General features: G+C 57.8%; 22 protein-coding genes and 1 pseudogene. 13 read left to right on the top strand and 10 right to left on the bottom strand.

Annotated elements, in window-relative coordinates; translation table 11 throughout:
• Positions 1–7 precede the first annotated feature (7 nt).
• The 5 genes and pseudogenes from XI08_RS09605 to XI08_RS09585 all read left to right on the top strand — a co-directional run bounded on the left by XI08_RS09605 (position 8) and on the right by XI08_RS09585 (position 6,082).
• Positions 8–734 (top strand): annotated as a pseudogene (locus XI08_RS09605) (SOS response-associated peptidase).
• Positions 735–1,005: 271 nt separating this feature from the next.
• Complete coding sequence (locus XI08_RS09600) at positions 1,006–1,173, top strand: hypothetical protein (RefSeq protein ID WP_271574246.1); 168 nt, start codon at positions 1,006–1,008, stop codon at positions 1,171–1,173.
• Positions 1,170–3,617: an AAA family ATPase gene (locus XI08_RS09595; protein ID WP_271574231.1), complete on the top strand. Its 2,448-nt coding sequence runs from the start codon at positions 1,170–1,172 to the stop codon at positions 3,615–3,617. Before XI08_RS09600 ends, XI08_RS09595 begins: the two co-directional genes overlap by 4 nt.
• Before the next feature lie 151 nt (positions 3,618–3,768).
• Positions 3,769–4,983, top strand: coding sequence for a nucleotide-binding protein (locus XI08_RS09590; protein WP_271574230.1), 1,215 nt, complete (start codon positions 3,769–3,771; stop codon positions 4,981–4,983).
• 760 nt (positions 4,984–5,743) lie between these two features.
• Positions 5,744–6,082, top strand: a complete 339-nt coding sequence (locus XI08_RS09585) for a hypothetical protein (RefSeq protein ID WP_271574229.1) — start codon at positions 5,744–5,746, stop codon at positions 6,080–6,082.
• A gap of 922 nt (positions 6,083–7,004) precedes the next feature.
• Here the strand turns inward: XI08_RS09585 and XI08_RS09580 are convergent.
• The 4 genes from XI08_RS09580 to XI08_RS09565 form a co-directional block, all read right to left on the bottom strand.
• A complete protein-coding gene (locus tag XI08_RS09580; RefSeq protein ID WP_271574228.1) occupies positions 7,005–7,532 on the bottom strand; it encodes a hypothetical protein in 528 nt (175 codons plus the stop codon).
• A 64-nt stretch (positions 7,533–7,596) separates the two neighbouring features.
• On the bottom strand, positions 7,597–7,722 hold the full coding sequence (locus XI08_RS09575) for a hypothetical protein (protein WP_271574227.1): 126 nt from the start codon (positions 7,720–7,722) through the stop codon (positions 7,597–7,599).
• 246 nt (positions 7,723–7,968) lie between these two features.
• Positions 7,969–8,295: a hypothetical protein gene (locus XI08_RS09570; protein ID WP_232674571.1), complete on the bottom strand. Its 327-nt coding sequence runs from the start codon at positions 8,293–8,295 to the stop codon at positions 7,969–7,971.
• A 421-nt stretch (positions 8,296–8,716) separates the two neighbouring features.
• Positions 8,717–8,830: a DUF2934 domain-containing protein gene (locus XI08_RS09565; protein WP_271574226.1), complete on the bottom strand. Its 114-nt coding sequence runs from the start codon at positions 8,828–8,830 to the stop codon at positions 8,717–8,719.
• A gap of 388 nt (positions 8,831–9,218) precedes the next feature.
• Between XI08_RS09565 and XI08_RS09560 the strand changes: the two genes are divergently transcribed.
• Positions 9,219–9,428 (top strand): hypothetical protein, encoded by a 210-nt coding sequence (locus XI08_RS09560; RefSeq protein ID WP_271574225.1) that lies wholly within the window; start codon positions 9,219–9,221, stop codon positions 9,426–9,428.
• Between the two features lie 109 nt (positions 9,429–9,537).
• Here XI08_RS09560 and XI08_RS09555 read toward each other — a convergent pair whose 3' ends face one another.
• Positions 9,538–9,855, bottom strand: a complete 318-nt coding sequence (locus tag XI08_RS09555) for a hypothetical protein (protein ID WP_271574224.1) — start codon at positions 9,853–9,855, stop codon at positions 9,538–9,540.
• Between the two features lie 268 nt (positions 9,856–10,123).
• Here XI08_RS09555 and XI08_RS09550 point away from each other — a divergent pair, with 268 nt between their 5' ends.
• Complete coding sequence (locus XI08_RS09550) at positions 10,124–10,540, top strand: hypothetical protein (RefSeq protein ID WP_271574223.1); 417 nt, start codon at positions 10,124–10,126, stop codon at positions 10,538–10,540.
• A 456-nt stretch (positions 10,541–10,996) separates the two neighbouring features.
• Positions 10,997–13,315 carry a hypothetical protein gene (locus XI08_RS09545; protein ID WP_271574222.1) on the top strand — a complete coding sequence of 773 codons (2,319 nt, stop codon included), beginning with the start codon at positions 10,997–10,999 and terminating at the stop codon, positions 13,313–13,315.
• Positions 13,316–13,368: 53 nt separating this feature from the next.
• Here XI08_RS09545 and dgt read toward each other — a convergent pair whose 3' ends face one another.
• Entirely contained in the window at positions 13,369–14,742 is a 1,374-nt protein-coding gene (gene dgt, locus XI08_RS09540) for a dGTP triphosphohydrolase (protein WP_271574221.1), read from the bottom strand.
• A 563-nt stretch (positions 14,743–15,305) separates the two neighbouring features.
• On the opposite strand from dgt, the gene XI08_RS09535 reads away from it, so the two are divergent.
• Complete coding sequence (locus tag XI08_RS09535; protein WP_271574220.1) at positions 15,306–16,667, top strand: hypothetical protein; 1,362 nt, start codon at positions 15,306–15,308, stop codon at positions 16,665–16,667.
• 48 nt (positions 16,668–16,715) lie between these two features.
• On the opposite strand, the gene XI08_RS09530 is transcribed toward XI08_RS09535, so the two are convergent.
• From XI08_RS09530 to XI08_RS09515, 4 genes are all read right to left on the bottom strand, one after another.
• Positions 16,716–17,399 (bottom strand): nitroreductase family protein, encoded by a 684-nt coding sequence (locus XI08_RS09530; protein WP_271574219.1) that lies wholly within the window; start codon positions 17,397–17,399, stop codon positions 16,716–16,718.
• Positions 17,389–17,982 (bottom strand): 7-cyano-7-deazaguanine synthase, encoded by a 594-nt coding sequence (locus XI08_RS09525; RefSeq protein ID WP_271574218.1) that lies wholly within the window; start codon positions 17,980–17,982, stop codon positions 17,389–17,391. Before XI08_RS09525 ends, XI08_RS09530 begins: the two co-directional genes overlap by 11 nt.
• Complete coding sequence (locus tag XI08_RS09520) at positions 17,979–19,187, bottom strand: PfkB family carbohydrate kinase (protein WP_271574217.1); 1,209 nt, start codon at positions 19,185–19,187, stop codon at positions 17,979–17,981. Before XI08_RS09520 ends, XI08_RS09525 begins: the two co-directional genes overlap by 4 nt.
• Before the next feature lie 315 nt (positions 19,188–19,502).
• A complete protein-coding gene (locus XI08_RS09515; RefSeq protein ID WP_271574216.1) occupies positions 19,503–20,333 on the bottom strand; it encodes an 8-oxoguanine DNA glycosylase in 831 nt (276 codons plus the stop codon).
• Between the two features lie 56 nt (positions 20,334–20,389).
• Between XI08_RS09515 and XI08_RS09510 the strand changes: the two genes are divergently transcribed.
• From XI08_RS09510 to XI08_RS09495, 4 genes are all read left to right on the top strand, one after another.
• Positions 20,390–20,704, top strand: a complete 315-nt coding sequence (locus tag XI08_RS09510) for a hypothetical protein (protein WP_271574215.1) — start codon at positions 20,390–20,392, stop codon at positions 20,702–20,704.
• Positions 20,705–20,792: 88 nt separating this feature from the next.
• Positions 20,793–21,569 carry a helix-turn-helix domain-containing protein gene (locus XI08_RS09505; protein WP_271574214.1) on the top strand — a complete coding sequence of 259 codons (777 nt, stop codon included), beginning with the start codon at positions 20,793–20,795 and terminating at the stop codon, positions 21,567–21,569.
• Positions 21,553–22,218: a nucleotidyl transferase AbiEii/AbiGii toxin family protein gene (locus XI08_RS09500; RefSeq protein ID WP_271574213.1), complete on the top strand. Its 666-nt coding sequence runs from the start codon at positions 21,553–21,555 to the stop codon at positions 22,216–22,218. Before XI08_RS09505 ends, XI08_RS09500 begins: the two co-directional genes overlap by 17 nt.
• A 153-nt stretch (positions 22,219–22,371) precedes the next feature.
• Positions 22,372–23,655, top strand: coding sequence for a HEPN domain-containing protein (locus XI08_RS09495; protein WP_271574212.1), 1,284 nt, complete (start codon positions 22,372–22,374; stop codon positions 23,653–23,655).
• Positions 23,656–23,663: the final 8 nt, after the last annotated feature.

Below are 23,663 nucleotides of genomic sequence, written 5' to 3'. Positions count from 1 at the left end.
CGTCCACATCTGCAATCTCTACTCGATCACGACCAACCAAGCCGCGATCAGTGCGTTGTTCCGCGTCGTGAAACGATACGTCGGCAATCTGGCGCCGATGCCAGGGGTTTTTTCCGGACTACCAGGCGCCAATCGTGCGCAACGGTGCCGAGGGCCGCGAACTCGCCAAGGCGCGGTGGGGCATGCCATCGTCATCAAAGGCGCTGATGGACGCCACCAAGAGACGAGCCGAGAAGCTGCAGGCCAAAGGCAAAACCGTCGATTTCAAGGAGCTGCTACGGATGGAGCCGGACGGCGGCACGACGAACATCCGCAACGTGAAGAGCAAGCACTGGACGAGATGGCTGGGAGCCGAGAACCGCTGCGTGGTGCCGTTCAACTCCTTCAGCGAGTTCAACAAGGCCGAGGGCGGCGATATCTGGTTCGCGCTCGACGAGACCCGACCCCTCGCCTGCTTCGCCGGCATCTGGACCAACTGGACGTCGGTCGGGAAGGTCAAGGAAGGCGAAACCACCAATGACATCTTCGCGTTCCTGACGACGGAGCCCAACGCCGAGGTCGGCGCCATCCACCCCAAGGCGATGCCCGTGATCCTGACCACGCCGGACGAGGTCGAGACCTGGATGACCGCAACTAGCGACGAGGCACTCAAGCTGCAGCGGCCGCTTCCGGATGGGTCGCTCCGGATCGTCGCCCGCGGCGTCAAGGAAGATCCAATCGGGCCCGCGGCGTGACCGACGAAGACGACGATCAGGTGACGCCCCCGTGCCCTGAGCGCAAGATGATCTACGTCGGCATGTATGCATTATCCGCATCGTCGAGCAGCGCGACAATCTGAATCGTTGCGGCAAACCGGTCGCCGTGAGCCATCCTTAACGACCACTGTGGTATTGTGACAGTACCTGCGAGGATCCGCGCATCATCGAATCGCGGCAGAACTTGACTAAGATATCTTTTCAATAGCAGGTAAGATCTGCGAATCGCCGAGATTGGCTTATGAGCACGTTGCAGAAGACGATTGCAGAGAAGTTTCTCGCCAAATTGGCCGAGGACGCGGACTTCGATTCAAAAAAGATCGAGCAGATTACCGTTCTCTTGGCGGCCGATAAGAAGCCAAAGGCCGACGATTTCGCCAAGGTGTTCGCGTCTGATGATGCCGGCGACATCGAATGATTAAGCTCGAGAGCGCCCATATCGAAGAGGTACGTGGCATCCGCAAGCTGGATATCACGTTCGGCAAGGATACGTTCTCGGTCTCCGGCCCCAATGGATCTGGTAAGAGCGGCGTGATCGATGCAATCGAGTTCGCGCTCACAGGCAAGATGAGTCGTCTGACCGGTGCCGGCACCAAGGGCCTATCCGTGGCCGAGCATGGGCCTCATGTCGACAAGACCAAATTTCCTGATGCGGCCTTCGTCAGCCTGACCGTCCATTTCCAGGAACTTGGGAAAGCGGCGACCATCACGCGTAAAGTTTCCGCTCCAAAAAAGCCGACGATCAATCCCGACGAACCTGATATCCGGGCGGCCTTCGACGAAATCGCCGGACATCCCGAAATTACACTGTCGCGCCGGGACATCCTACGCTTCATCTTGATCGAACCCACCAAACGGTCAGAAGAGATTCAGGCGATCTTGAAGCTTGATGAGATCGGCCAGACGCGCGCGGCCCTGAACACCGCAGCCAACAGACTTCAATCCGCGCAAAAGCTGGCGTCGACACAGGTCGATACCAGTCGGGACACGCTGCAGCGGCATCTACAGATTGCGGAATTCCGCGCGCCTGACCTCCTCAGCGCGGTCAATGCGCGGCGAAAGGCTCTTGGGCTGCCGGAGATCGCGACCCTTGCAGCGAATACTAAGCTCGATGCGGGACTTTCCGGCGGCGATAAACTGCCAGAGTTCAACAAGGCATCCCAATTGCGCGATCTTGACGCCCTTTCTGGCGCCCTGGAGAAGATTGGGCCTGCCGGCGCAGAACCCGCCACAGTCATTTTAGCAGCCATCTCCCGCCTTGAAGCCGACCCATCGCTTCTGGATGCATTTCAGCGCCGCGCTCTGATCGAGAAGGGCCTTGAACTGTTAGACGGCGCCGAGTGTCCACTCTGTGATCACTCCTGGGATAATGAAGATCACCTGCGCAAGCATCTGGAAACGAAGCTGTCGAAATCTGGAGAAGCCGCCAAGCTTCAGGCCGAGATGCTCGGCGCTGGTTCGACGCTCGCACAATACAGCACACGGCTGGGCGGGCTCATTGCACCAGTTGTCAAAATCGCAGCCGAGCACAATGATGCCACCCGCTTGCTGCTTGATGGCTGGGCGCAAGATATTGAGACCTTCAAAGGCGGCCTCTCCGACCTGCAGGGCCTTGCCGGCATGAAATCGCGGCTTGAACGCGGCTGGCATGGTCTACCGGGGCAGCTCGCAACAATGCTCGTTGCTATCAGGGCCGCCGTGGACGCGAAACCCGACCAGACAACCCATGTAGACGCGCATACTTTTCTTACGACGGCACAGTTGCGCCTCGATGATTATCGCGAGGCTATGCGTAAAGGCACCGCAGCCCAGAAAGCAGCCAAGCTCGGCAAAACCGCGTATGACGCCTACTGCGATGTCATGGAGACCGAACTCAATGCGCTCTATGACAGCGTCGAAAAGGACTTCAGCACCTACTATAAGGCGGTCAACGAAGACGACGAAGTGAAATTCACGGCGAAGCTCAGCCCAAGCGAGGGCAAGCTGGATTTTAACGTCAATTTTTACGAACGCGGCCTGTTTCCGCCGGGGGCCTATCACAGTGAAGGCCATCAGGACGGGATGGGCGTATGCCTCTATCTGGCGCTCATGAAGCGTCTTTTCGGAGATCGCTTCACGCTTGCATTGCTTGACGACGTGGTCATGTCCGTCGATTCCGGACATCGTTATCAATTCTGCAAGCTGCTTAAATCATATTTCCCCAATACCCAGTTCATCATTACGACCCACGACCGCCTTTGGGCGGAGCAGATGCGCTCGGCAGGCCTGGTTACCACCAAGACATCGCTCGCATTTCACAGCTGGACCGTTGATACAGGTCCGCTTGTCGAATCAAATGAAGAAATCTGGGACGAAATCGCGGCCGCACTTTCGCGCGGCAAGGTTGAAACCGCCGCTCATGGATTGCGTCATCATCTTGAATATGCGTCTCGGCACCTGGCAGACCAGCTGGCGGCGCGGCCTGCGTTCCGAAGTGACGGAAATTACGAGCTTGGTGAACTACTCCCGAGCGTTCTGGTGCGCATGAAAGAACTCTGCGGCAAAGCTGGGGATGCCGCCCAATCCTGGGGTAATATCGCGGCAAAGGAGGAGGCTCTTAGCCGCAAGACGGCGCTATCCGAGTCAAACGGCGCACGCAGCGTTGAACAGTGGGCCGTCAACAAGGCGGTTCATTACAACGAATGGGCCAATTTCGGCAAAAAGGATTTTGAACCCGTCATCGCCGCCTTCAAGAGCCTGCTCGAATGCTTTCGCTGCGATGACTGTGGCTCGTGGCTTTACGCATCGCCCAAACCAATCCCCGAGTCTCTGCGTTGCGCCTGCAACAAGGTGACCCTAAATCTCAAATCGAAACCCAAGTAGACGCACATTTTTCGTAAATGCATTATCACCCTCGCAATTCTCTATCTCGAACAATCACTTACGGACACCAAACCTTCACTTACTCAGTTGCTGATGTCTCCCTTCAATATCGGGATTAGGTCATGCTGCGACGTGATTCGCAGGAGCACCCATGGGGTTCAAGATCAAGGGACTGGATGATCTTCAGCGCGAGATGACGCTTCTCAGCCAGGTCGCCGAAGCGCTCGACGGCAGGCTTGCGACCGTCAACTTTGATGCCCACGATCAAACAAGCGTCGAGCGCGCGATCGCCGACATGAAACTGGCGATTGACCAAAAGGTGAGCGGCTTTCGGAGCAGCGCCATGGTCGATAACCTCGTGGCTGAGCTCAAGCAGAAATATGAAGAAGACATTCTAGCGCGTGCAGCAGCGGCGAGACCAACCGACGGAGACAAGACGGTGGGCGGAAATGTGGACCAAGGCATTTTGAGGCAGATCGAAAACACCGTGAACGACCTGCGCTCGGCCGAATTCAATACGTTCGACCGGCACATCAAGAAGCTGTCGCGCCTAATTCATTCGGAGACGCTCGAACCGATTTCGAGCGCCTTGGTGACGGATCTCGATCTTGATGGCTGGATTAAGTCAGGAGAAGCGACACAAGGCGGCATGGTCGGCACTGCTGCGTTGGAATGGCCGAGCGATCCGCAGAGAGAGCTCGGTCTGGTCATTCTCCTGATCGACAGATTCGCCGAGACCCCTGATGTGGCCATGGATTTCTCACACACGTTTTATTATGCCGGGAACAAGCTGACGGCCAACGTGCAGAACATGGCCGCGCAGATGATCGTTCCGTTTGCCCGGGACTACATCGAGCACGTGAAGACGGTCACAGGTACGACAGAAGCCACTCTGCTACCGCTCCGCTCCGGTCCGGCAGCACGCAAGGTCTTCATCGTCCACGGCCATGATGAGGGCGCGCGCGAGTCCGTCGCCCGGTTTCTTGAACAGCTCGGGTTCGAGGCGATCATTCTGCACGAACAGGCCAACCAAGGCCGCACCATTATTGAGAAGATTGAAGCGCACGGCGAAGTCGGCTTTGCCGTCATTTTGCTGACGCCAGATGACATTGGCGGCATGAAGAACAGCGATGATCTTCAACCCCGCGCGCGTCAGAACGTCTTGCTCGAATTGGGGTATTTCATAGGCCGCCTCGGACGAGCACGTGTCTGTGCGCTCAAGCGCGGCGATATTGAAGTGCCGTCCGACTTTGGAGGCGTTGTCTATGAACCATTCGATGCCGGCGGGGCGTGGAAACAGGCCCTGAGCCGTGAATTGCAGGCTGCGGGATTCGATATCGATTGGAATATCGCGATGAAGAGGTAGCTATTTTGAGCATCGAGAAGGCACTAGTATGGGTATCAGTGATCGAAAAATCCACATTGGAGCGATTGTCCTTCACCGAGCGAGCCCTTCATCGCGAGGAAATTTCTTCACTCTCGCTTTCGGGTTCGCTTCCGCATGCCGCGCCGACCATTGCCCGATAGTACAGAGCCTCACTCGTCGGTAGTCACGAAATGGACCTCGCAGTGGATCGAACTCGCCCACGTAAATGTGCGGGCCTTCAAACCACTCATCACCCTTGTCGTCGATGTCGATGACACAACCGCAAACCAAAGGGCGTTCCTGGCCCAGACGCCCCCCTCGCGCGCCGCTAATTCCAACGCCACCGGACCGCGCGAATTCGATCCCACTGTTGTTGTAGCCGCCATCGAGCGAAAAAAACCTTTGTAGTGTGGCCACCACGGTTCAGGTCGAGCGGCTGACGCAGTAGCTGCGGCTGAAGCGTCATTTGCGCACAAAACATGCGAGTCACGCGCGAAAATCGCCGCCAACCAGCGCGAGGAAACGCGTATTCGAGCCGCTGGCTTGCGCGATTAGACGGCGTTCGCGCAAGCTTGGGGTTCTCGGTGAGTGAGCGATCTACTCATCCCGATGCTTCCTTCAGTCGCCCTTTGGGGCGTTTCCTCCCTGACTTGGCCGTGCGGAACGTCCGCACGGCCCATTTTCGAACCAAAGAATGGTGGAGCGGGCCGACTAACAGACACCGGCGTTAAGCGCACGAAGCCAGGCCCGGCGTTGAAGTTTGCGGCATGACCTGCGGCTTCTGCAGGCGATCTGCGCCTTCTCGCTCTCGCAGATCTGGGCGATCCGACGCAATCGCAATTCAATGATGTCAACGATGAGGTTGCGTAGAGGTATGGGAAAGGTAGTAAGTTTCCCTGGCCATTATTTCAGCCGGGATTTCAGCTTCAAGGTTTGCGAGCGATGCGACGGCATCTCCGATGGTTTGACAACTCACTGCCCCGGCGTGAGCTTGCCGCCGCTCGTCGGCTGCAATGTCGCCGCCGGCCTGCTCAACTATGACGAACGGTGCGGCGGTTGGCACTGGCGCGTGCCATGGCTTTCGCACAAGCCAGTGTAACGATAGCTTCTGCGCTGAATCTGCGAGTAGAGAGCACGCGCCCGCAAAGCGAGTACCGGTGCGCGTGCAACGGAGGGCGGAAGATTAAGTGCGCTCCACTGAACCGTCGTGGGGATTGTGGAAGCTATTGCGCATTCTCGCCTCCTGTCGGCGTAACGTGGATTATTCCCTTGCATTACCGCATTGAACGCCGCACGCCCGCCGCCCATGGGCGACGCTGCTACCAAGTCTTGCGGCATGTCGGATAAGAAGGCACCCGCAGAGGGGCAGTGATAGCGACGCCGGAATGAAATGACGGCGGGACCCGACCCGGATCGCAAATTCGTTCTTCAGCAGGCGATGCACTCCAATCGCGTAACCGGAAGTGAGCAGTTCGCGGGCGCGTATTGCGCTCAAAGGCTCGAGCTCCCGCCGTTGCGCATCCCACCATTGCGTTAGCAGCCGGAACGAATGACGGGAAACAAAGATTCATCGTTATCAGGAGCTAGCTTCATGCTGATAGCGAGTGAAAGACGGTCGGCGATACGGACACTCCACGGATGGGCGACCTGCTGTCGCGCTTCGCGGCACATCTACTGCGCTCCAGGGAATATTCAATAGCTAGCGCGGTTCGAAATGCTTGAAACCTGGTGCAGGAAGTATCAAGCCCATCACTGATGACAACGAGTCGATCTAGCAGTCGATGACAGGATTGACGCGCCGAACTGGCATATGATCGGATCACAGATTTTTACCACCGAGCTCCTCTCTCATGCACACGACTTGTGGTCTTACTTCAACGGCTAGTCTACCAGCGCAATGGAGAAGAGCGGCGCGCTGGTTTTGTACCAAAGGAAGCTGTCTCGCTCCTTAATGGGGCGCGAAGTGGATTTCGATCCTGACCGCAACCGGATGGGCGGGCCGGCATTGCGCGAAATGTCGTTTACTCAAGAGTACTTTCGCCGGCTGGCTCGGGGTGTGAGCTGGCCGCGCGCTTTTTCGCGCCGCTTGACGGCGACGCCTCAGAGTACGCCCCTGAGGAAGCCGAGCAGGAGCGTTGCCGGAAACTCTGCGTCCGCAACGGCTCCCACCTCTCCAGATCGGCGTGGATCACCAGGTCACGTGGCCCAAGGAGGAAGCGCTTATCACCTTTGAACAATACCGCCTGGTCCTCATGCCCAAGACCAAGGATCACTTGCAGTCGGTCCACATCGACCTGACGGCCAACTATCTCGACGAACGCGGCGCCTGGACAGTCGTCTCTCCTTCTCAGCTGCACCGGCTCGATGCCGGAGGCAATCTCGATCACCGGCTGGTAGCGCTTGGCGGAAGCGCTGAAATATATCACGCCCGAACGCCGCCGCTGAAACAACTGCAGGTCGCTCGAGCCGTGCGGCGTCGAGATGTTGAATTTGTGCTCGATGTGCTCGCGGTTGATGAAGCCGAACACGCGCAACGTTTCCGAATCCATTCCTGGGGCTGCTGCACAAACCAGCTGCAGCCAAGCGCGGCCTCTTGATCATTGCGTACCTCGATTACGTCGGGGTCAGCTTGTGGCGGTCGCCGTTCCAGATCGTTATCGCTTCCTCGGGCGTGCCGACCGCCTTGGTCGAGCCCTCCATGCCGTAGGGTTCGCTCGCAACGAAGGCGCCTGCTCGCATCCTCCTGGATCAGGACCGGGTAGCGCTTGGCAATCAAGCACCTCCGGATCGGACGCCTCCGATTTCGTGTTGCTCTCACTGGTATTCGGATCAACTGTCATTCTGTAGTCTGCCTCGAGCAGCTCCACCAAGCGCTCGATGCGAGGGATCCGGAATGGATGGGCCGGCTTGGTCATCAGGGCAGGCCCCTCGGATCGAATGCGAAGAATCCAATGATGAAGATCACGAGCGTGCGAGGAGTGGCGTTCATGCGCCGGGCTGTTGGTCCTCTGCCGAATGCCAGTCCGCGCCGTGGAGGCGGATCATCTCGCGACGGGACCGCTCGATGAAGACGCGCTCAACGCAAAGGCCGGCGGTGACTGAAGCCGCCAGCGCAAGGCCGCAGGCGATATAATCATTCATGAAATTCCAAAACATGTTGCTGCCTGCGACGCCGACAAAAGTAAGTGCCATGACGGTATTGCGAATTGCCTTAACCACGTTGTCCCCCAGCCGGTCGGCGAGGCACTTTAGCATTGCAACCAAGACGCTTAGCAGCGTTTGATGGTTGTGATCCGCAGTCTTTCTGCTCAATCAGCTTGGGTCCGCCGTGTTGTCGCGCCCCGTGGAATCCGATCGATACCGCATCTCGCTCTGTGCCATGAAACGTGGTGACGATTTGGCAGACAGCCTTCGCCAGCCGATGGGACGCAGCATCCGCTTTGCAGAAGTTTCTGCGGCCAGCGCAGCCGGGCAGCGCAGACGAGCAGAACAAATAGCACTGCATCTCTGGACCATAGAACGAGGCGTTCTCGGCGTCGGCAGAAATTCGTGCGGGCTCAATCCGTTCCAAAGCCCACGCACGAAAGCGCTTCGCATTTCGCCAATCATTCGCAGATTTTCGGCATCATGAGGCCTACATCAGAGAACTTCTGCCTAATTGCCCAATACTATCATTACTCCCGTGGGGCAACGAAGCGAGCGAACGAATGGCCCGTTTCTACTTTAATCTTAGCTATCGTTCTGCTTCCAAATAGAACTCTTGATCCCTCTCCTTTGGCATTCCGGCTTGCTGCCACAGATGATACGCTCGGCGCTCGATGTCTTTTTGGGTTGGAGGACCTGCCATGTGCGTTACTCCCGATGAGACCAACCCTGAGGCTGGACACCCTCTCTAGAATTTGTCCGTCACTAAATCTCCTCGGTGGTTAGTTCGTTCTATCTTCCCTGGATCACATCCGCCTGATCATTGCTGTTGGGGCTCCAGGGCATCTCCGCTCCGTACGGGAGGGTTACAAGCTGATCCTACTGTCTCGTGCCGTTCACTTCATCGCTGAAGTAACTGCCTAGCGCGCCCAATTTGGCGATGGTCCGGGCTCGCTTGATTCGTTCCAAATCCGGGGTGAAGCAAAAGTCGGGGGCAGATTTACACCCGCACAGCCATTCGAGATACTAAGCTCGTCCATTGAGACGACCAAACATATTCCATTCTTAGTTGAGTATGATCAGGGGGGAAGGTGTTTGATGTCTATCGCAATGACAAGCGCAACTTGCTCGTTCTAGGTACAGGCTCTGCCGTACCCGTGCTTTACTCTGCACATAAGTGGCGCAAGAGCAGAAAACGAGTTCTCAAGGTCAGCGGCGAAATCAAGTCAGCCGTTCAGGCAGAAGGCTACTACCTCCGCAGCCTGCGGGCCGCCAGGGAGCGAATAATCAAGGTCGAGTAGGTCGGCCGCCGGTGTTTTCATATTTGCAATTTCTACAGCATCACCACAAGCCCAAGCCGCCATCCTCGCGCTCGACCGGGTCCTGCGGCTCTTTAGGTCGCAGCTTTACTTAGGCTTCATTGTAGGCGGTTGCGCCCGCTGAACGCTTCCCTGTACCGCCATGCGAGGTTCGGGTTATGGCGGCCTCAAACACCGCAATACGGTCATCAAGTTGCCATAGCTCAATGCCGTTGACATCAACTAGCTGCTGAGCACGTTCTCGTGCTTCCTGCTCGTCGGCACACTGCAAATTGGCCACGCTTATAACGTGGTGGTGCTGATCCAAAAGGTAAGCTCCGTAGTGCGCCATCCCCACGCCCCCCAAAGGCGAAAACAGGTTACTCCATTGATGCAAAGGGACCACGGAAATTTGGATCCGAAAATTCACGCTTAATGTCTATCCAATTCAAAGTTGGAGCGGAGGCCGCTTCAGCCGGCGGCCGCCCGATACTCTACAGGTTCACGACGTCAACAAACCGCGCGCGAAGGTGCTGTAGGAGCCCAGAAGAATCGTTTCGAAAGCGGAGCTCGCCGCCCTACCCAGCTATAAGCCGGTCAAGGGAAATCGCGGTTACTGTTTCGATTCGCCCACCGGCCAATGCGCCTTCCTTGGAAGCATGCGTGGCGACGAGTGTCACATCCACGACCGCTGGGGCATGATCAACATCTCGAAGTGTTGGGACGAAATCGAGCGCGAAGGTGGCCGCCCGCAGATCACCTCCATCAATGAGGGGGTGAAGCAGAACATTGCGTCCTACGACTTTGATCAATCGGTGGTCGACACCATGAGCGTCACCCGCCGCGACGAGCCGGTCCTTTTCATCGTTGCTGGCGACGGAGTGCATTTGATCGACGGCGCCCATCGTCTTCGGCGACGAATTCAGGACGGGCTCAGCGACGTTCGCTGCTATTTGATGGTGCCCACCGTTCTCTGGGACGCAAGAGTAATCATGGTTCGGCAGATGCCGGATGGCGGTTGGCAGCAAGAAGTCGGGATGAGCGAAGAGGATATTGATCAAGAGATCCGCGCCGCCGAGGACAATCGGCAATCATATGTCCGGCCACTTAGATAGGACGTAACTGTCCGGGATGCCTACTTTGATTGGCCTATGAACAGCGCGGGAAACGCGAACTATCGCTCCACCACTCGCGGCGGGAGTGGCAGGTTTTCCTTCCGAACGAATCACCAGATTCCGGCGAGGAGCCTCATGTTTGAAGTTGGGAAGCGGGGTACGAGATCCATATGATCGAGGGCGGCGATGAAGGCTACTCGGATTGGGTGGTCGTGTCGGTCGACATGCCCCTGATCAACATCCGAAACGGCATCACGCCCGATCGCATCGTCATACGACCTCGCCGATGTTCGTGCGTGCCGAGCTCAGCCCTCACAACAGACAGATGTGAGAGGCATGCCGATGACAAAGCGAGCCCGCCCCCACTTTCGAGTTGCAGAGCTTGCAAGTGAGGCACTTTACTTTTGGTTGCTTTCGATGTTTCATACAAGCTGCGTGAAACTCGGAGGATGACCGATGCGCGCAGGTTATTTTGTTTGTATTTTTCTTGTTGCGATCTCGATATTTGGCAAATCGGCTTCGGCCCAGAGCTGCGATGGCCTGATGAGGCCCATCGCGATGTTCAGCTGCTTCGACGCTGAAATCGCAGCTCTCAAAGAGGAAGAAAGCAGGCTGTACGCCGCGCAACTGGAAGGCCTGACAGGACCGGAACGGTCGTCGCTGACACGCGAGCATAATCGCTGGGCCGGCGGTCTCGAGGCAAAGTGCGCCATTCCAGATATGGGCTTTCTCATGCCAAAGGACGCATTGGTGGCGCGCTCCTGTCTGATGGATCAATATCGTGATCGGTTCGCACAATTGGCAGCAACCAAAACCGCCACACTGAGTCGTCTCAACGACCGTCCGCAGCAAATGACGGCCGCGAGATCCTACTTCACGATCGTGGCAAGCGGCACGACCGAACCGGAAGCCCGCACCCAATTTGAGCGCCTGCGAAGCTCGTTTCCGTTCGAAGCGTTCGCGCTCTACCCTCCCAACAATGATCAGCACAATTGGAAAATTGTCTTGGCGTCCTACGTCAGTCAAGCTCGGGCAGCTCAGACGGCCGCTCTCGCCCGTGCTGTTGCCATCACTTTGACTCCGGTCGTCTGGAAAATACCCGACAACATCGATATCGGAGATTGGAAGCCAGTTGCATCGGGACCGCTGGATGAACCCGACGTGCGTCAACCCGATCGCAAGGTTGCGGGTCTGAACCGGCGCTCACTTGACCAGGTGGCAACCGCGAAAAAAGTACTCTCGTGCTACAATGAGCGTGCGTCACATGACAGGACCGTCACCGTCGAGCAGATGTTTCTCTGCTCCGGCGTGTGGATCACTCCTAAGGCGTTGCTGCGCTGTGCACTCGGTCAACAGTGCCCCGTATACGCCGATACTGTCAGCGGACGAGCGGCGCTTGATTCCGCTCTTGCCGCTCGTGGTCTGAGCCGCGCGAGCCCCCTCATGTTGTCGGAGGCAGACATTCCCGCAATGCCGGCCAAGGCCGACATCGAGCGATGCAACGCCGCGGCCAATTCTCAAAGCGCTTTCACTGATTGCGTCATGCCGACCATCAGCGCCGACAAGAAGGCGTTGCTCGACTGTTTTAGCAAAAAGACCGAAGGCGAGCGGCTGCTCTGCTTTACGGATAAGGTCAACGATCCCAACCTCGCGCTTCAGGTCGGTTGTGCCATCCGGGGAACGCCCTCGGCCGAGAGTGTCCTTGCCTGCAATCCCAGCGCCGAGATCAAGGCCAAGGCAGAAAAGATCCGAGACTGCGTGAAGCAGGCCGGCGGCTACGCATCCGCAGCAGGTTGCGTCGCCGCAGACCTGCCCGACGCCCAAAAGAAGATGGCTGACTGTCTGACAAAGACTAATACCACATCCGGTTCTGCCGATTGTCTCGGCAACCTTTCACCCAATTTTGCAAAGGCCAAGCAGCTTTTCGATTGCATGAATTCGGGTGGCAAGGGGACTTGGACAAATTGCGCCGCCACAGCTGTCGGCGGCGATGCCGCTCGTGCGGCGGCCTGCGTTGGAGATGGCAGCAAATCGTCGACCGACGTCGCGCTTTGCCTGCTCGGCGACAAGCCAGAAGTACGAACCGCCCAGCACGTTCTGACCTGCATCTCATCCGGCCGGAGCGCCAGTTCGCTCATTGCAAATTGCGCTGACGGTGTCCTGGACCCCAAGACAAGCCAGGTCCTGTCCTGCGTATCAAACGCCAACGGCGATAAGGCTCAGTTGGCGGGCTGCGCCGCCGGCGCGGTCTTGCCGCCGGACGCCGCCAGAGTCGTCAGTTGTGCCACGACCAGTTCCGGAGCCACCTCATTCGCCCTTTGCGCCGCGGGCCCCGCGATGAATGAAGAATGGCGGATCGCGGCGGAATGCGCGGTCGAAACCGGCGGAAATCCGATTGGCTTTGCCGGCTGCACCGCCACCCAACTCACCATTAACGAACTCACGAAATGCTTCAAAGGCGGGATCGGCACCAGTTGCTTCGGCCAGAACAATACGATCGTCCTGACCCTGACGAATGCATTCAACGATCTTACGAAAGGCCCGGGCCCCAACAATGAGATTGTGAAGGCCATCCGCGCCGTCGGCGAGGTCACCGGCGGCCCCAACTCTGTGATCAACAATCCGCGCCAGTTACTCGGTGGCTCAAACAGCATGATCAACAATCCCGGCCAGATCTGGGGCGGAGATAATTCCGTCTTCAATCAGGTCGCGGGAGGCAGCAACTCCGAATTCCGCAAAGTTCTTCGTGCCATGGATCCGAGCAGTTGGTTCTGACCACCTGGACGAATGAATCCTGGCCTGATCAACGAAAACGGCACCGACTCGTTTCAAACGGGCTTGAACATGCTGTGACCGGCGTTGGAATGCAGCCGATCGAAAAACTCGGTCGCGTATCGGTCGGTCATGCCAGCAACGAAATCGCAAATGATGCGGAGTTGCTGCGCCTTGTTCGACGCGCTGCGATAGTGCTCTCGCACATCGTCGGGCATCATGAGGAAGCCTCTTTCGCTCGCCAGCGCCTCGAAAATGCTCTTCACGACCTCGTACCCGCGAAATTCGGGCAGCTTGACCCTCGATGAGTAAATCGTGCTCTCAAACGTGTACTGTTTCAGAATCTCGACCCTCAGACGCGCCCTGTCATTGAGGTATGCCTTGCTGAGCATCGGATATTTGGGGTCGAGTTCCACCTCAACCGAATTGATGGCCTCGTGGACCAAGGCCGAAGACAGCTTGGTCCTGAGATAGCCAGACTCGCTCAATTCCTGTGAGGTCTGGAACGTTTCGACGAAAGACAGCAGTGAGTTCTCCGAGTCTTCGGGAACGATGACTGCAAATATATCGCTGAAGACCTCCAGGATGTCGTCTGGCGTGATCGAACGCTCCAACTCTTCAGAGGTCTTCTTTGCCACCTTTGAAAGCAGGTCCTCCCTGGACGCAAGAATCGAAGCCGGAGTAAGAAAGCCGGCCTTCATCGAGTCTTCGAGGTCGTAGGTCGAGTATGCGATGTCGTCTGCCAGGTCCATGATTGCGCACTCGATCGTCTTGAACGCGCGACCGCCTACGTTTCCCGCCGTATGCGACTTGATCCTGCGGACAACATCCGCCTCGGATTCGTAATATCCCTTCACGAGCTTTTTGTTTTTGGCTCGGCGCGCCGGTATGACCCGATCATATTTGAGAACGGCAGCCATCAGGCGGTAAGTCAGATTCAACCCCGCACGATCGTCTCCCTTGAAATCCGCGGCTCTGCGAACCTTCTTCTCCAGCCGCGATATGATCCGCAGCGTTTGCGCGTTTCCCTCAAACCCTCCGGCGTCACGCATCAGGTCGTCGAGCGCGCGTTCGCCGTTATGACCGAAAGGCGGATGACCGATGTCGTGCAGAAGTGCCGCTGCCTCGCAGAGCCGCAGATCCAGCTTTTTCTCACTGAAGTAAGGATCAACGTGATTAAGTCGCTCGGCAATGCCGCTCGCAATCTGAGCGACCTCGAGAGAATGCGTCAGACGATTTCGGAAAAAGTCAGACTCGTGACCAGGGAAGACCTGTGTCTTGCCCTGAAGCCGCCTGAAGCTCGCGCTGTGGACAATTCTTCCGTAGTCCCGGCCGACAGGCAGGCGCCAAGGATCGGTATCACCGCCCTCGTCGACCTCGCGCTTCCAGTCGTTTTCTGAGTAAAGGCTAGGCCTTTTTCTTGCGGCCAAACTTGACCCGCTTCGTATTTGGCGAAGCGGACACAGGACCCGCTAGCTTTCCGGAAGCGCCCTTCTTCAGCAATACCCGCCTTAGGATAGCGACCCGTTTCTCAGCTATATATCGAGCCTCGAGTACAGCGGCGTAGGCGGTCATGATTCGGTCCCTCTTTGTATGACACTACGCTAGACCGCAGCAGAAGGTCCACTCAGTTTGGTCCGCCACGCTTAATTTTCCGCTATTGGGTGGGCCGTAACATCACTTTTTGCCAAGAAATCCAAGGGCCTCAGCAGGACGTTGGCCCGAATTGGAACGTCTGTACGCGAGCCGTACGGAGCGGCCGAACCCGAGTGCCGTCCACATATTTGGTCGCCTCAAGGCTTGCCCTCACGGCTGGCTAGCGGCACTAAAAAGTGGGAAAACTCGCTGTAGGGGCTCCTAGGAGGTCGCGCGGTGCACAGGGCCAACTCGCTTGGCTGGTAGTAGGCGGTAACGTTCCCCGGAAGCAGCGGGCTTGCACGTCCCATTCCCGCTGGAGCGGGCCCGAAAGGCTTCACGTACAAGGACCCGGTTGATGCTGTTCAGGAAAGACAAGTCTCTCGACGAGCTTGCCCGGGTCGGAAACGTCGCGCAGTTCGTTAGTTACTCCCCAGGGTCCGATGAGCCCAAGCAGGAGTTCAGCCGCGTTGCCGGCTTTGATGCCAATCACACCTTCTCCGGTGTCGCCGAAAGCTTGCGCTGCCTTCTCGAGCGGTGTCCGGAAGGAACCATCAATCTACGGAGCTTCACGCCGGACAGCCCGAGGAGCCGCGACTTCCATTACGGTCTGGTGGACCCCGCGGAGATAGAAGCGCTGGTCCGGAAGATGTCCACCGAAGGCCTCTACGTCATTGCCAATGAAACCGTCGACGTCTCGGACGGCGGCGTCTCGGGCGTTATCCAGGGGGGCGTCATCGAATTTGCCCCCGACGACACACCTCGCTGCGTGGAAAAAGGAGGCACGGCTTCCCTGCCTCTGGATTGGGGGCTTTCGCTGCTCGAAACGGTTTACGGCTTTCCGCTAGCGACGGTCGACGCCGGCCGCGGAAGACTGGAGTTCAGCATCCATCCAAAACCGCGAGGCTGGCGCCGCGGCCATACGCTGATGTGGGAGTACGAGGCTTCAGATAGCGCGCCAGCGATGGCGGCGCTGAAATGGCCCAATCGTTTCAGCCGGCTCATCGGTGACAAGACATTCGGCCTGCTTATCGCCAATCTCATTGGACTTCCCGTTCCGCGAACAACGTGCATCTCTCGGCGCATTGCGCCGTTCGCGTTCGGTCAGCCGACGCCATCGAACGAGGTGTGGATCCGAACCTGCCCGCGTGAGCAAGAGCCCGGCAAGTTCACCACGGCGAAAGGCTGGATCGATCCTTTTCGCCTTCTGGCCGAGGAAGACCCGACGGGCGAAGCAATCTCGGCTGTCTTATGTCAACAAGCCGTACCCGCCGCATTTGCCGGGGCGGCGATCATGGATGCAGACCAACAGATCGTCATCGAGGGAGCTTCTGGCGAGGGCGATAGATTCATGGTGGGCAAACGCTTGCCGGAACGTTTGCCAGACGCCGTGCTTCGCGACATCCAGGAGACATACCGCTTCGCGCAAGCGAAGCTAGGGCCGGTCAGATTTGAGTGGGTGCATGACGGCTCGCGGGTCTGGATCGTGCAATTGCACAAGGGCGCAACGGACAGCTCAGCTTCCACGCTGGTGCCTGGCGATGCGGATCAGTGGGAAGTCTTCGACGTATCCAGCGGGCTGGAAGAACTACGAAGACTGCTCGCACAACTCCCGGCACATATCGGCCTGCTGATCCGAGGGGATGTCGGATTGACGAGCCACGTCGCCGACCTCTTGAGGAAAGCGCGACGGCCTGCGCGCCTGCAATCGGGCGGCTAGCACAAGAAAGGGGCAGTCGAGTTGCATTCCGTTCGGACGCCCGATCTGTCAGCCGTTCGCGTCTCTTGGACGTGATATCTGGACGCCTCCAACGGCTTGGAAACGATCCTGCGGCAGGCCGAGCAGGGGTAACATCGCGCTCCCGAGAAATCCCAGTGGACACGCCGCAAGACGGAGCCATTCGGCACATAGACAGATGGTTGCCAAGGCGGCTCCCCCGTCGCGAAACACGAGAGAATCGACGTTGTCGTAGGCAGCCGAGATTTTCGAGCGATCACTGATGAAGCGCAGCGTGCATCCGCTTTGCAGGCCCGTGACTGACAAAACGGATTGACGATTCTCAGTATGCACGAGCTCATCGTCGGCTCGCAGAGTGAGAAAGGCATGATTGACCGGATCATACAATCTCGGTGCCGAACCATCGTCCGCGATGCAAACGACATTGACCGACTGAAGCCCTCCAGATGAAGGACTCGTAGCCCAGGCAATCGGCAAGCCGGCCCGTCCGCATGAGGCATAGCCCTTCCAGCCAACCGCGTACCAGAGCAATTCGGCGACGGAGTTCAAATCAACCGGATCGCCGACGGCTGAGCGTCGCTTCGCGATCACATCCGCAAAGCTCCGTGACGAGCAAGAATCGGGACGCGTCAGCACTTCCGAGGTGACGACCGCGAAGTGGTAGGGTGACCACACTAACGGCATGTTGCGTGGTTTTGGTTCGTCAGTGCGCATCCCAACCCAGTGCCTTCCAAGTCTCATAGTGCTTGACGCAACCGCGACACTGCCCACACGCCAGTTCGCCAGTATGACAGGAGTGCGCCCAAGCCAAGGTTTGCTTGTCTATGCCCGACGCGACGACCAGTTCGGGCGCGGAAAGTGCGATTGCCGGCGCGCTCACAATCAGGCCGCCCTCTTGCATCGCCATCAGGTCGGAAATTCTCTCAACAAAAGCCGGCAAACCGTCGGCGTGCTGACCGTCAGTCCTCAACGTGCCAATCAGCAACTCGGTGGCGCCGAGACGCAATGCCGCAGCACCCGCAAGCGTAAGGATCAGCTGGTTTCGAAATGGCCACCACTCCGAGACAGGGGCATGAGGGCTGGGAGCCGTGCCGGCCATGTCGCCAGATCCGAGTGCGCTGCAATCGGCCTTCACTTGCTCGTAGCGAATGTTCATCGCTCGACACGCCGCAAGCCCCGCATCGCGTTCCGCCGCCGCTGGCTTTTGCCCGTAGTCGACAAAAATAGCGATCTCTGGCCGCTTCCACCAAGCGATACTGATGGAGTCCATGCCTCCAGACATCAGAACGGCCTTCATGCCTTGGGCAGCCTCCAAATCGTGCGATACAGCGCCGAAACAAACTCATCGATCACTTCGCAGTTCGTCCCCTCAATCATCTTGAGACTTTCACTGCTGACGTTCTGGGCAAAACAAACGACGGGGATTCCTTTCTTCACGGCGTAGCCGACCTCAAATATCGTTCCCGCATCAAGTCCATTCAGGATCGCGAAGACCGCGTCGGAACGTTCGAGTCCAGCAATGTCCGCCGGTCCGACGATCGACGCTGGTCCAGGACCAACTTCGTGAAGCGGCGAAAAGACAGACGCGCCCAAGGCACGAAGTTGATCGCGCGATTCCTCAACAAGCCACCTTTGAGCAAGATCGAAGAATGGCGCAGCGAGGTAGACCGTGCCCTTCGTTGGCACAACAGGCTCGTAAGTCAGAGCCTGCAAATCGGCGATACTCGGAACAGGCAGCGTTCGCGTGTCACAGTAGAGGGCGACCGCGCGCGAGGCGAGATCGGCCGCCTGCGTGGGGTCCATGTCGTGACACCCCCACAGTGCGGCAAATGTCGCGGAAAAGACATCGCCAGATCCGATCTTCCAAACGCGCGTCGAGCGGTAGGCTGGGACCACGGTCACGCCGCTGCGAGTTGTCACGGTTGCCCCACTGCCCCCCATCTTCACAATGACGACTTCGGCCGAGCCGCTGGCGATCAGACTGCTTGCAGCGACGACCGGATCGGCGTGACCGGTGACATGCTCAGCCTCATGGCGATTCATCACGACCGCTAGGCGACGAGCGCGAGATCCATTGGCATCGAACGATGGCGCACCGAACGCGGATTGCGGATCGTAGACAGCGACATCGGCGTCAACTACCGCATCGCCCTCAAGCATTCCGAAACGCAGGACGACGTCGCCCTTCACGGGTATCGCCGCATGCGTCCTTATTCGCTCGAGCGAAGGCCGAATGATCGGAACGGACATGGGATGAAGGTAGCTGAAACTTACGCCATGCTCCGCGGGAGACGGCACCAGCGTTGCGCCGCAATCTTCAGCCAAATGTTCTGCCTGTGGTTTGATCGCAGGCCCAACATAAGAGTGCAGGGTTATGTGCCCTGGAATCAGGTCACGAGCGGCGTGCGCCGCGCGGCCGGCAGAGCCGTAGACGGCATCCCATAATGGCTGAATGCATCGCTCGAGGTAGATGCCGCCAACGATCGTAAGATCCCGCGTCATACCGGATCGACTCGGACCTCGTAGGATCCACCCGCAATGTTCGTGATGGTCGCCTTATACTTGAAATTGCGGTTCTCGATACAATCGATGAGCTCAAGATAGCCTACGAATGTTAGCGAACCGGCGGGGGTGCCGGCGGCATCAACGACGGTCAAGATTGGCGAAGGGCCGGGCCGCCTCACCTCGACCCCCAGGACAGAGCCGACACCGAGTGCGGACAGCACCGCGGATTTTGGGCTGTTTATCGGCCCACGCCGGCTTCGCGTGCACTGATCGCTGCTTCCCCCGCTCCCTCCACTGAAGCTATCGCCATCGCTATCGCGCGAGCCACTCGACCCCGTCATTTGCCCCCTCCGAATAATTTCTGTCCGAAGAGTTTCCTACGCACATCACGCCGTCAACCAGTTGTTGCATAAACTTTTGGCCTAGCGCTCTCATGGTACTCCACATGACAGCGTCCATGCTTGATGCGGCCGAACCAGTGGCTCGACAGAACGCAAGAAATCGTTCTTCCAATTCGAAATAGCGCCGCGCCGGATCGGCGGCGCGTGGAAATACCCCCATGATCTTGCAAGCCCTGACGATGTGAATATCCAGGATCGCAACGTCGTTGCTCGCGCGACGATTGCGGACAATCCACGATGCCGTCTTGAGGCCGACGCCAGGTAGCTTGAGAAGCGAGTTTCGAAGCGCAACATCCGACAACTCAGACTCATCCAAGGCGGTCAGCATCGAAAGCGCACGCGCCAGGTACGCCGCACGTTGCGCTGCGAAGCGATATTTCACGCTGCGGCCACCAATCTGGAGCGGATTTGACAGAAGCTCGCGGAGCATCGAGCATTGATCGTCAGCGGTCGCTAGCTGCGGAAGTGCGCGGCACACCTTCTCCGCGGCAGCGACACCCACTTCGGCCGGGATGCCGTAACCACCAAGGACGCAATACGTCACCTCTTCCTCAAGCGTGCGTCCAAGCTGGAAGCTGCCTGCGGACGGCGTTCCCGTCATCCATGCCTGGGCAACCCAAAACGCCGGCGTGAGAGGGTGCTCGAATGAGCCCCAGCGTAGGTCACCAAGCAGATGTGCCTCCGGATCCGGCAGATCCAAGAAGTTGAACCGATCGCCAAACTTCCCAATGACGCGTTGCATGCGACAATCTCTTATGCAATGAATAAGCAATATCATGCATTACATAGAATTGGTCAATGCTCCCGGACGATTTGCTGACCCATATCGAAGCCAGAATGCGCGAGATTGGGGCGAGCCAGTCGACCGTGGCGAAGGTGTGCGAATTGTCGCAGCCTCATCTAAGTAAGGTATTGAACCGAAAGATAAAACTCGCAAAGAAGACAGCGGCAAAGCTGGAATCTTGGCTCACCGCGCCCACCGAGGCACCCGCTCCGCCCCCTTCGCCGACATCCCTGGCGACGATCGCGACAAAATTGGAGGGCCTCGCCCCGAAGCGAAGAATGCAATTTATGCAATTGCTGGCGGCAGTCGATGACCTGCTAAATTCGTGAATCCGACAGCAAACGTAGCGAATTTACGGATTGTTAAGAGACTTTACAGATATTACATTGATTTCAATTATTACAGATGGAGGCCGTTATGGCCGAAGATCTGACCCGCCTGAAAATAGAAAGTAGTGACCAGGACAAGGCGCGTAAGGGAGCTAACCTCCTGGAGCACGCCGTGACGCTTGAGCATGGCGGTGTGTTCGTTACCCAGGCTGACGGCCAGATACTCGCGTCAGAACTGCCGCCATCCCTGCTACGTGCGATGAGAAGCATTCTCACAGCGCTGGCTGAAACGGGTGAGGTTCTCCTTCTAAGATCAGACCCGGAGATCTCAGCCGAGAAGGCGGCCGAAATTCTCGGCATCTCTCGGCCGCTGGTTTACCAACGGATGGACTCGGGCAAGCTTCCTTTCCGGCTGGTCGGAAGGCATCGACGTGTCCTCGTCAACGATGTCATGACACTGAAGCGCATCGAGGATCGCCGTCGCGGCTTGGCGGATGCGCTTGGGGTCGACACAGACAAACCGACAGGTCCTGCGACAAAAGCTGGGACGAGCAGCGAGCCCTCTTCCAGTCGCGCCTTCAGATCAAGTGATATCGATCAACTCGTTCTCGGCACCACGAACGCTCCGTATCGCCGAACGATGAGTTCGACCGACCTTGTGGCTCGTATCACCTCGCGGGACTGGCAAAACTGGATCGCACATGTCGCGACGTTCTTCACGGAAGTGCGGCCAGAGCTCATCTTGGAGTTTGCTCGGCGCCACGATATTCCCATTCAAGATTTGGCGGGCTCTTATCGATCGATGAAGTCGGCCACCGGCGAAAGCAACCCTGCATTGGAGAACGCACTTGAGCGGCTGGCGTAAACTCCTTGGCCGAACCCTCGACGGGCTCGCGGATCTCAAGCAGCAGGGACAGCCGGTCCCCGATTGGGTCCTGGGCGGCGGCACAGCCCTGATGATATACACCAACCATCGACTGAGCCGGGACATCGATGCGTTCATCGATGACCCGCAATATCTTGCCTCGCTGTCGCCAGACACCACAGACGTATGGAATTGCACCGATTGGGACAAGGCCGCGCACTATCTCAAACTCAGATATCCCGAGGGAGAGATTGACTTCATCGTCAGCGGGACTCTCTCGGACCTTGATCCCGTTGAAAAGGAAATCGACCTGACGTCAATTCGAGCGGGATGGAAGCCAACGATCATGATCGAGCCGCCAGCGGAGATCGCGCTCAAGAAGATGTACCATCGTTCAACGATGCTGAAGCCGCGCGACATCTTCGATATCGCGGTCATCAAGAACAATTACGGCGACACCCTCACCGCAAACCTAGGCGCAGTCACTTCGAAGAAGAACGACCTTCTCCAGCGTGTCAATGGCATCCGTGTCGATTACCTCAAGGCCGATCTTGCAGAGCTCGACATCCAACCTGGCTGGGAGCATGAGCAGGAGACGTGCCTCGACACCGTTCGCGCACTCGTGGCACAGATTCCAGACGCCGGTTAAGCATCAAATCGTTCGATCTGGCGGGGGGATTCGTGGCAGCACCTAAAATTGCGACTGTTTCGGTACCTCAAGGTAAATCGATCAAACAATCCCGAGGACTTTCTCGCAGCAAAACACAATCAACTAAACCGCCTAGAGTCCGTCGAAGATCTTGTGCTCGATGAGACCAAACTAAGCGAAGACGACCGGCAGGCTATCGAGCACCACATTTTGAACATCCGCGCTGCTACGGCGCGGGCGCTGTGGTCGAAAGAAATATACGTCGGCCGATCCCTCCTGGATGAATTCGTATTCAGCGCCGCCAAACAAGGGGGCCCTGGCGCCGCGGCCCGCGTGCTGACCAACCTGGCAACCGCCGGAGCGGAGACGCCCGGATTTGTCCTTTACCCCTTGACCAGCTTCGGCATGAAAATGCCCGGACTGTTCCAGTCCGATCCGACTTTGAAAGACTATATCGTCTTCCGAACAGCAGGGTTCGCAGCGAGCACACAGGTCAACTCAGTCAAGGCCGGTTACCGCCGCCTCGATGAGATGGCGCGCGCCCTCGGTATCCGAGGAAGAATAGACTGGGACGACATCGAACACTTTGCTCACAGCGCCACCTGGCTCAGAAGCAATCCTCTTCTGCTGGTAAGACTCACGTCTCACACCGGCGATATGTACGAAAACCAATTTGTCTACAGGCTCAAAATCCGATCGGCTGCTTCGGCACTGCTGATGCTTCACGCGCTCTCGCTCGAAGCACAGGGACCGGTCGACAAATTTCGTTCATCTTTGCACGTCAACAACTTTCAAACGCTCGATATCCGTCATTACCTGATCGGCGAAGGCTTGCCGAACGGAAAGATCTCGACCAGGCGGGTCCCCATGAACGTCTCTCCTCTCGATCTTGTCAGGCTATCGGACGTCGCGGCAACGATATCGACCGAGGTAATGGCGACCTCGCGAATGAAGCGTTTCGAATCTCAGATCGTGGCCGCGCTGACGACGGTCGAGCGAGGCTATTTTCAGCACGTCAACCTTACGAGCAAATCCAAGGCCCAGGCGCGGTTTTACAAGCGGCTCGTGACCGCCCTCGATTGGTTTCGACAGTCGTTCGGCTCACATGCAAACGAATCCGAAGCCATCGTCGCGATCGCTGTCGCGTTCGAGACTTTGCTCACGGACAGTTATCAACAAGGTGTCGCCGAACGCATCATCCGACGCGTTGGCATCTGCCTGCGCGGCTTTCCCGGAGTGGCCGAATACAAGCAGAGCGTACGCGAAGTCTATTATGCCCGCGGCAGCATCGTGCACACCGGTGAGCTCGGGCAGACCGCTAACGTCGTCAAGGCGCAAGCGGCCTTCGCGCGTTGCTTCTGCAGCATCGCCTCACGTATTGCTTCGTGGATTCCGACAGCAGCCGAGCCGATGAGGAACCTGCTGGGCGACGCTTGAACAATCCT

Origin of the sequence: Bradyrhizobium sp. CCBAU 11361 (assembly GCF_028128935.1) — a bacterium.
GTDB classification, from domain to species: Bacteria; Pseudomonadota; Alphaproteobacteria; order Rhizobiales; family Xanthobacteraceae; genus Bradyrhizobium; species Bradyrhizobium niftali.
This window is presented reverse-complemented; position numbering and strand designations above follow the sequence as displayed.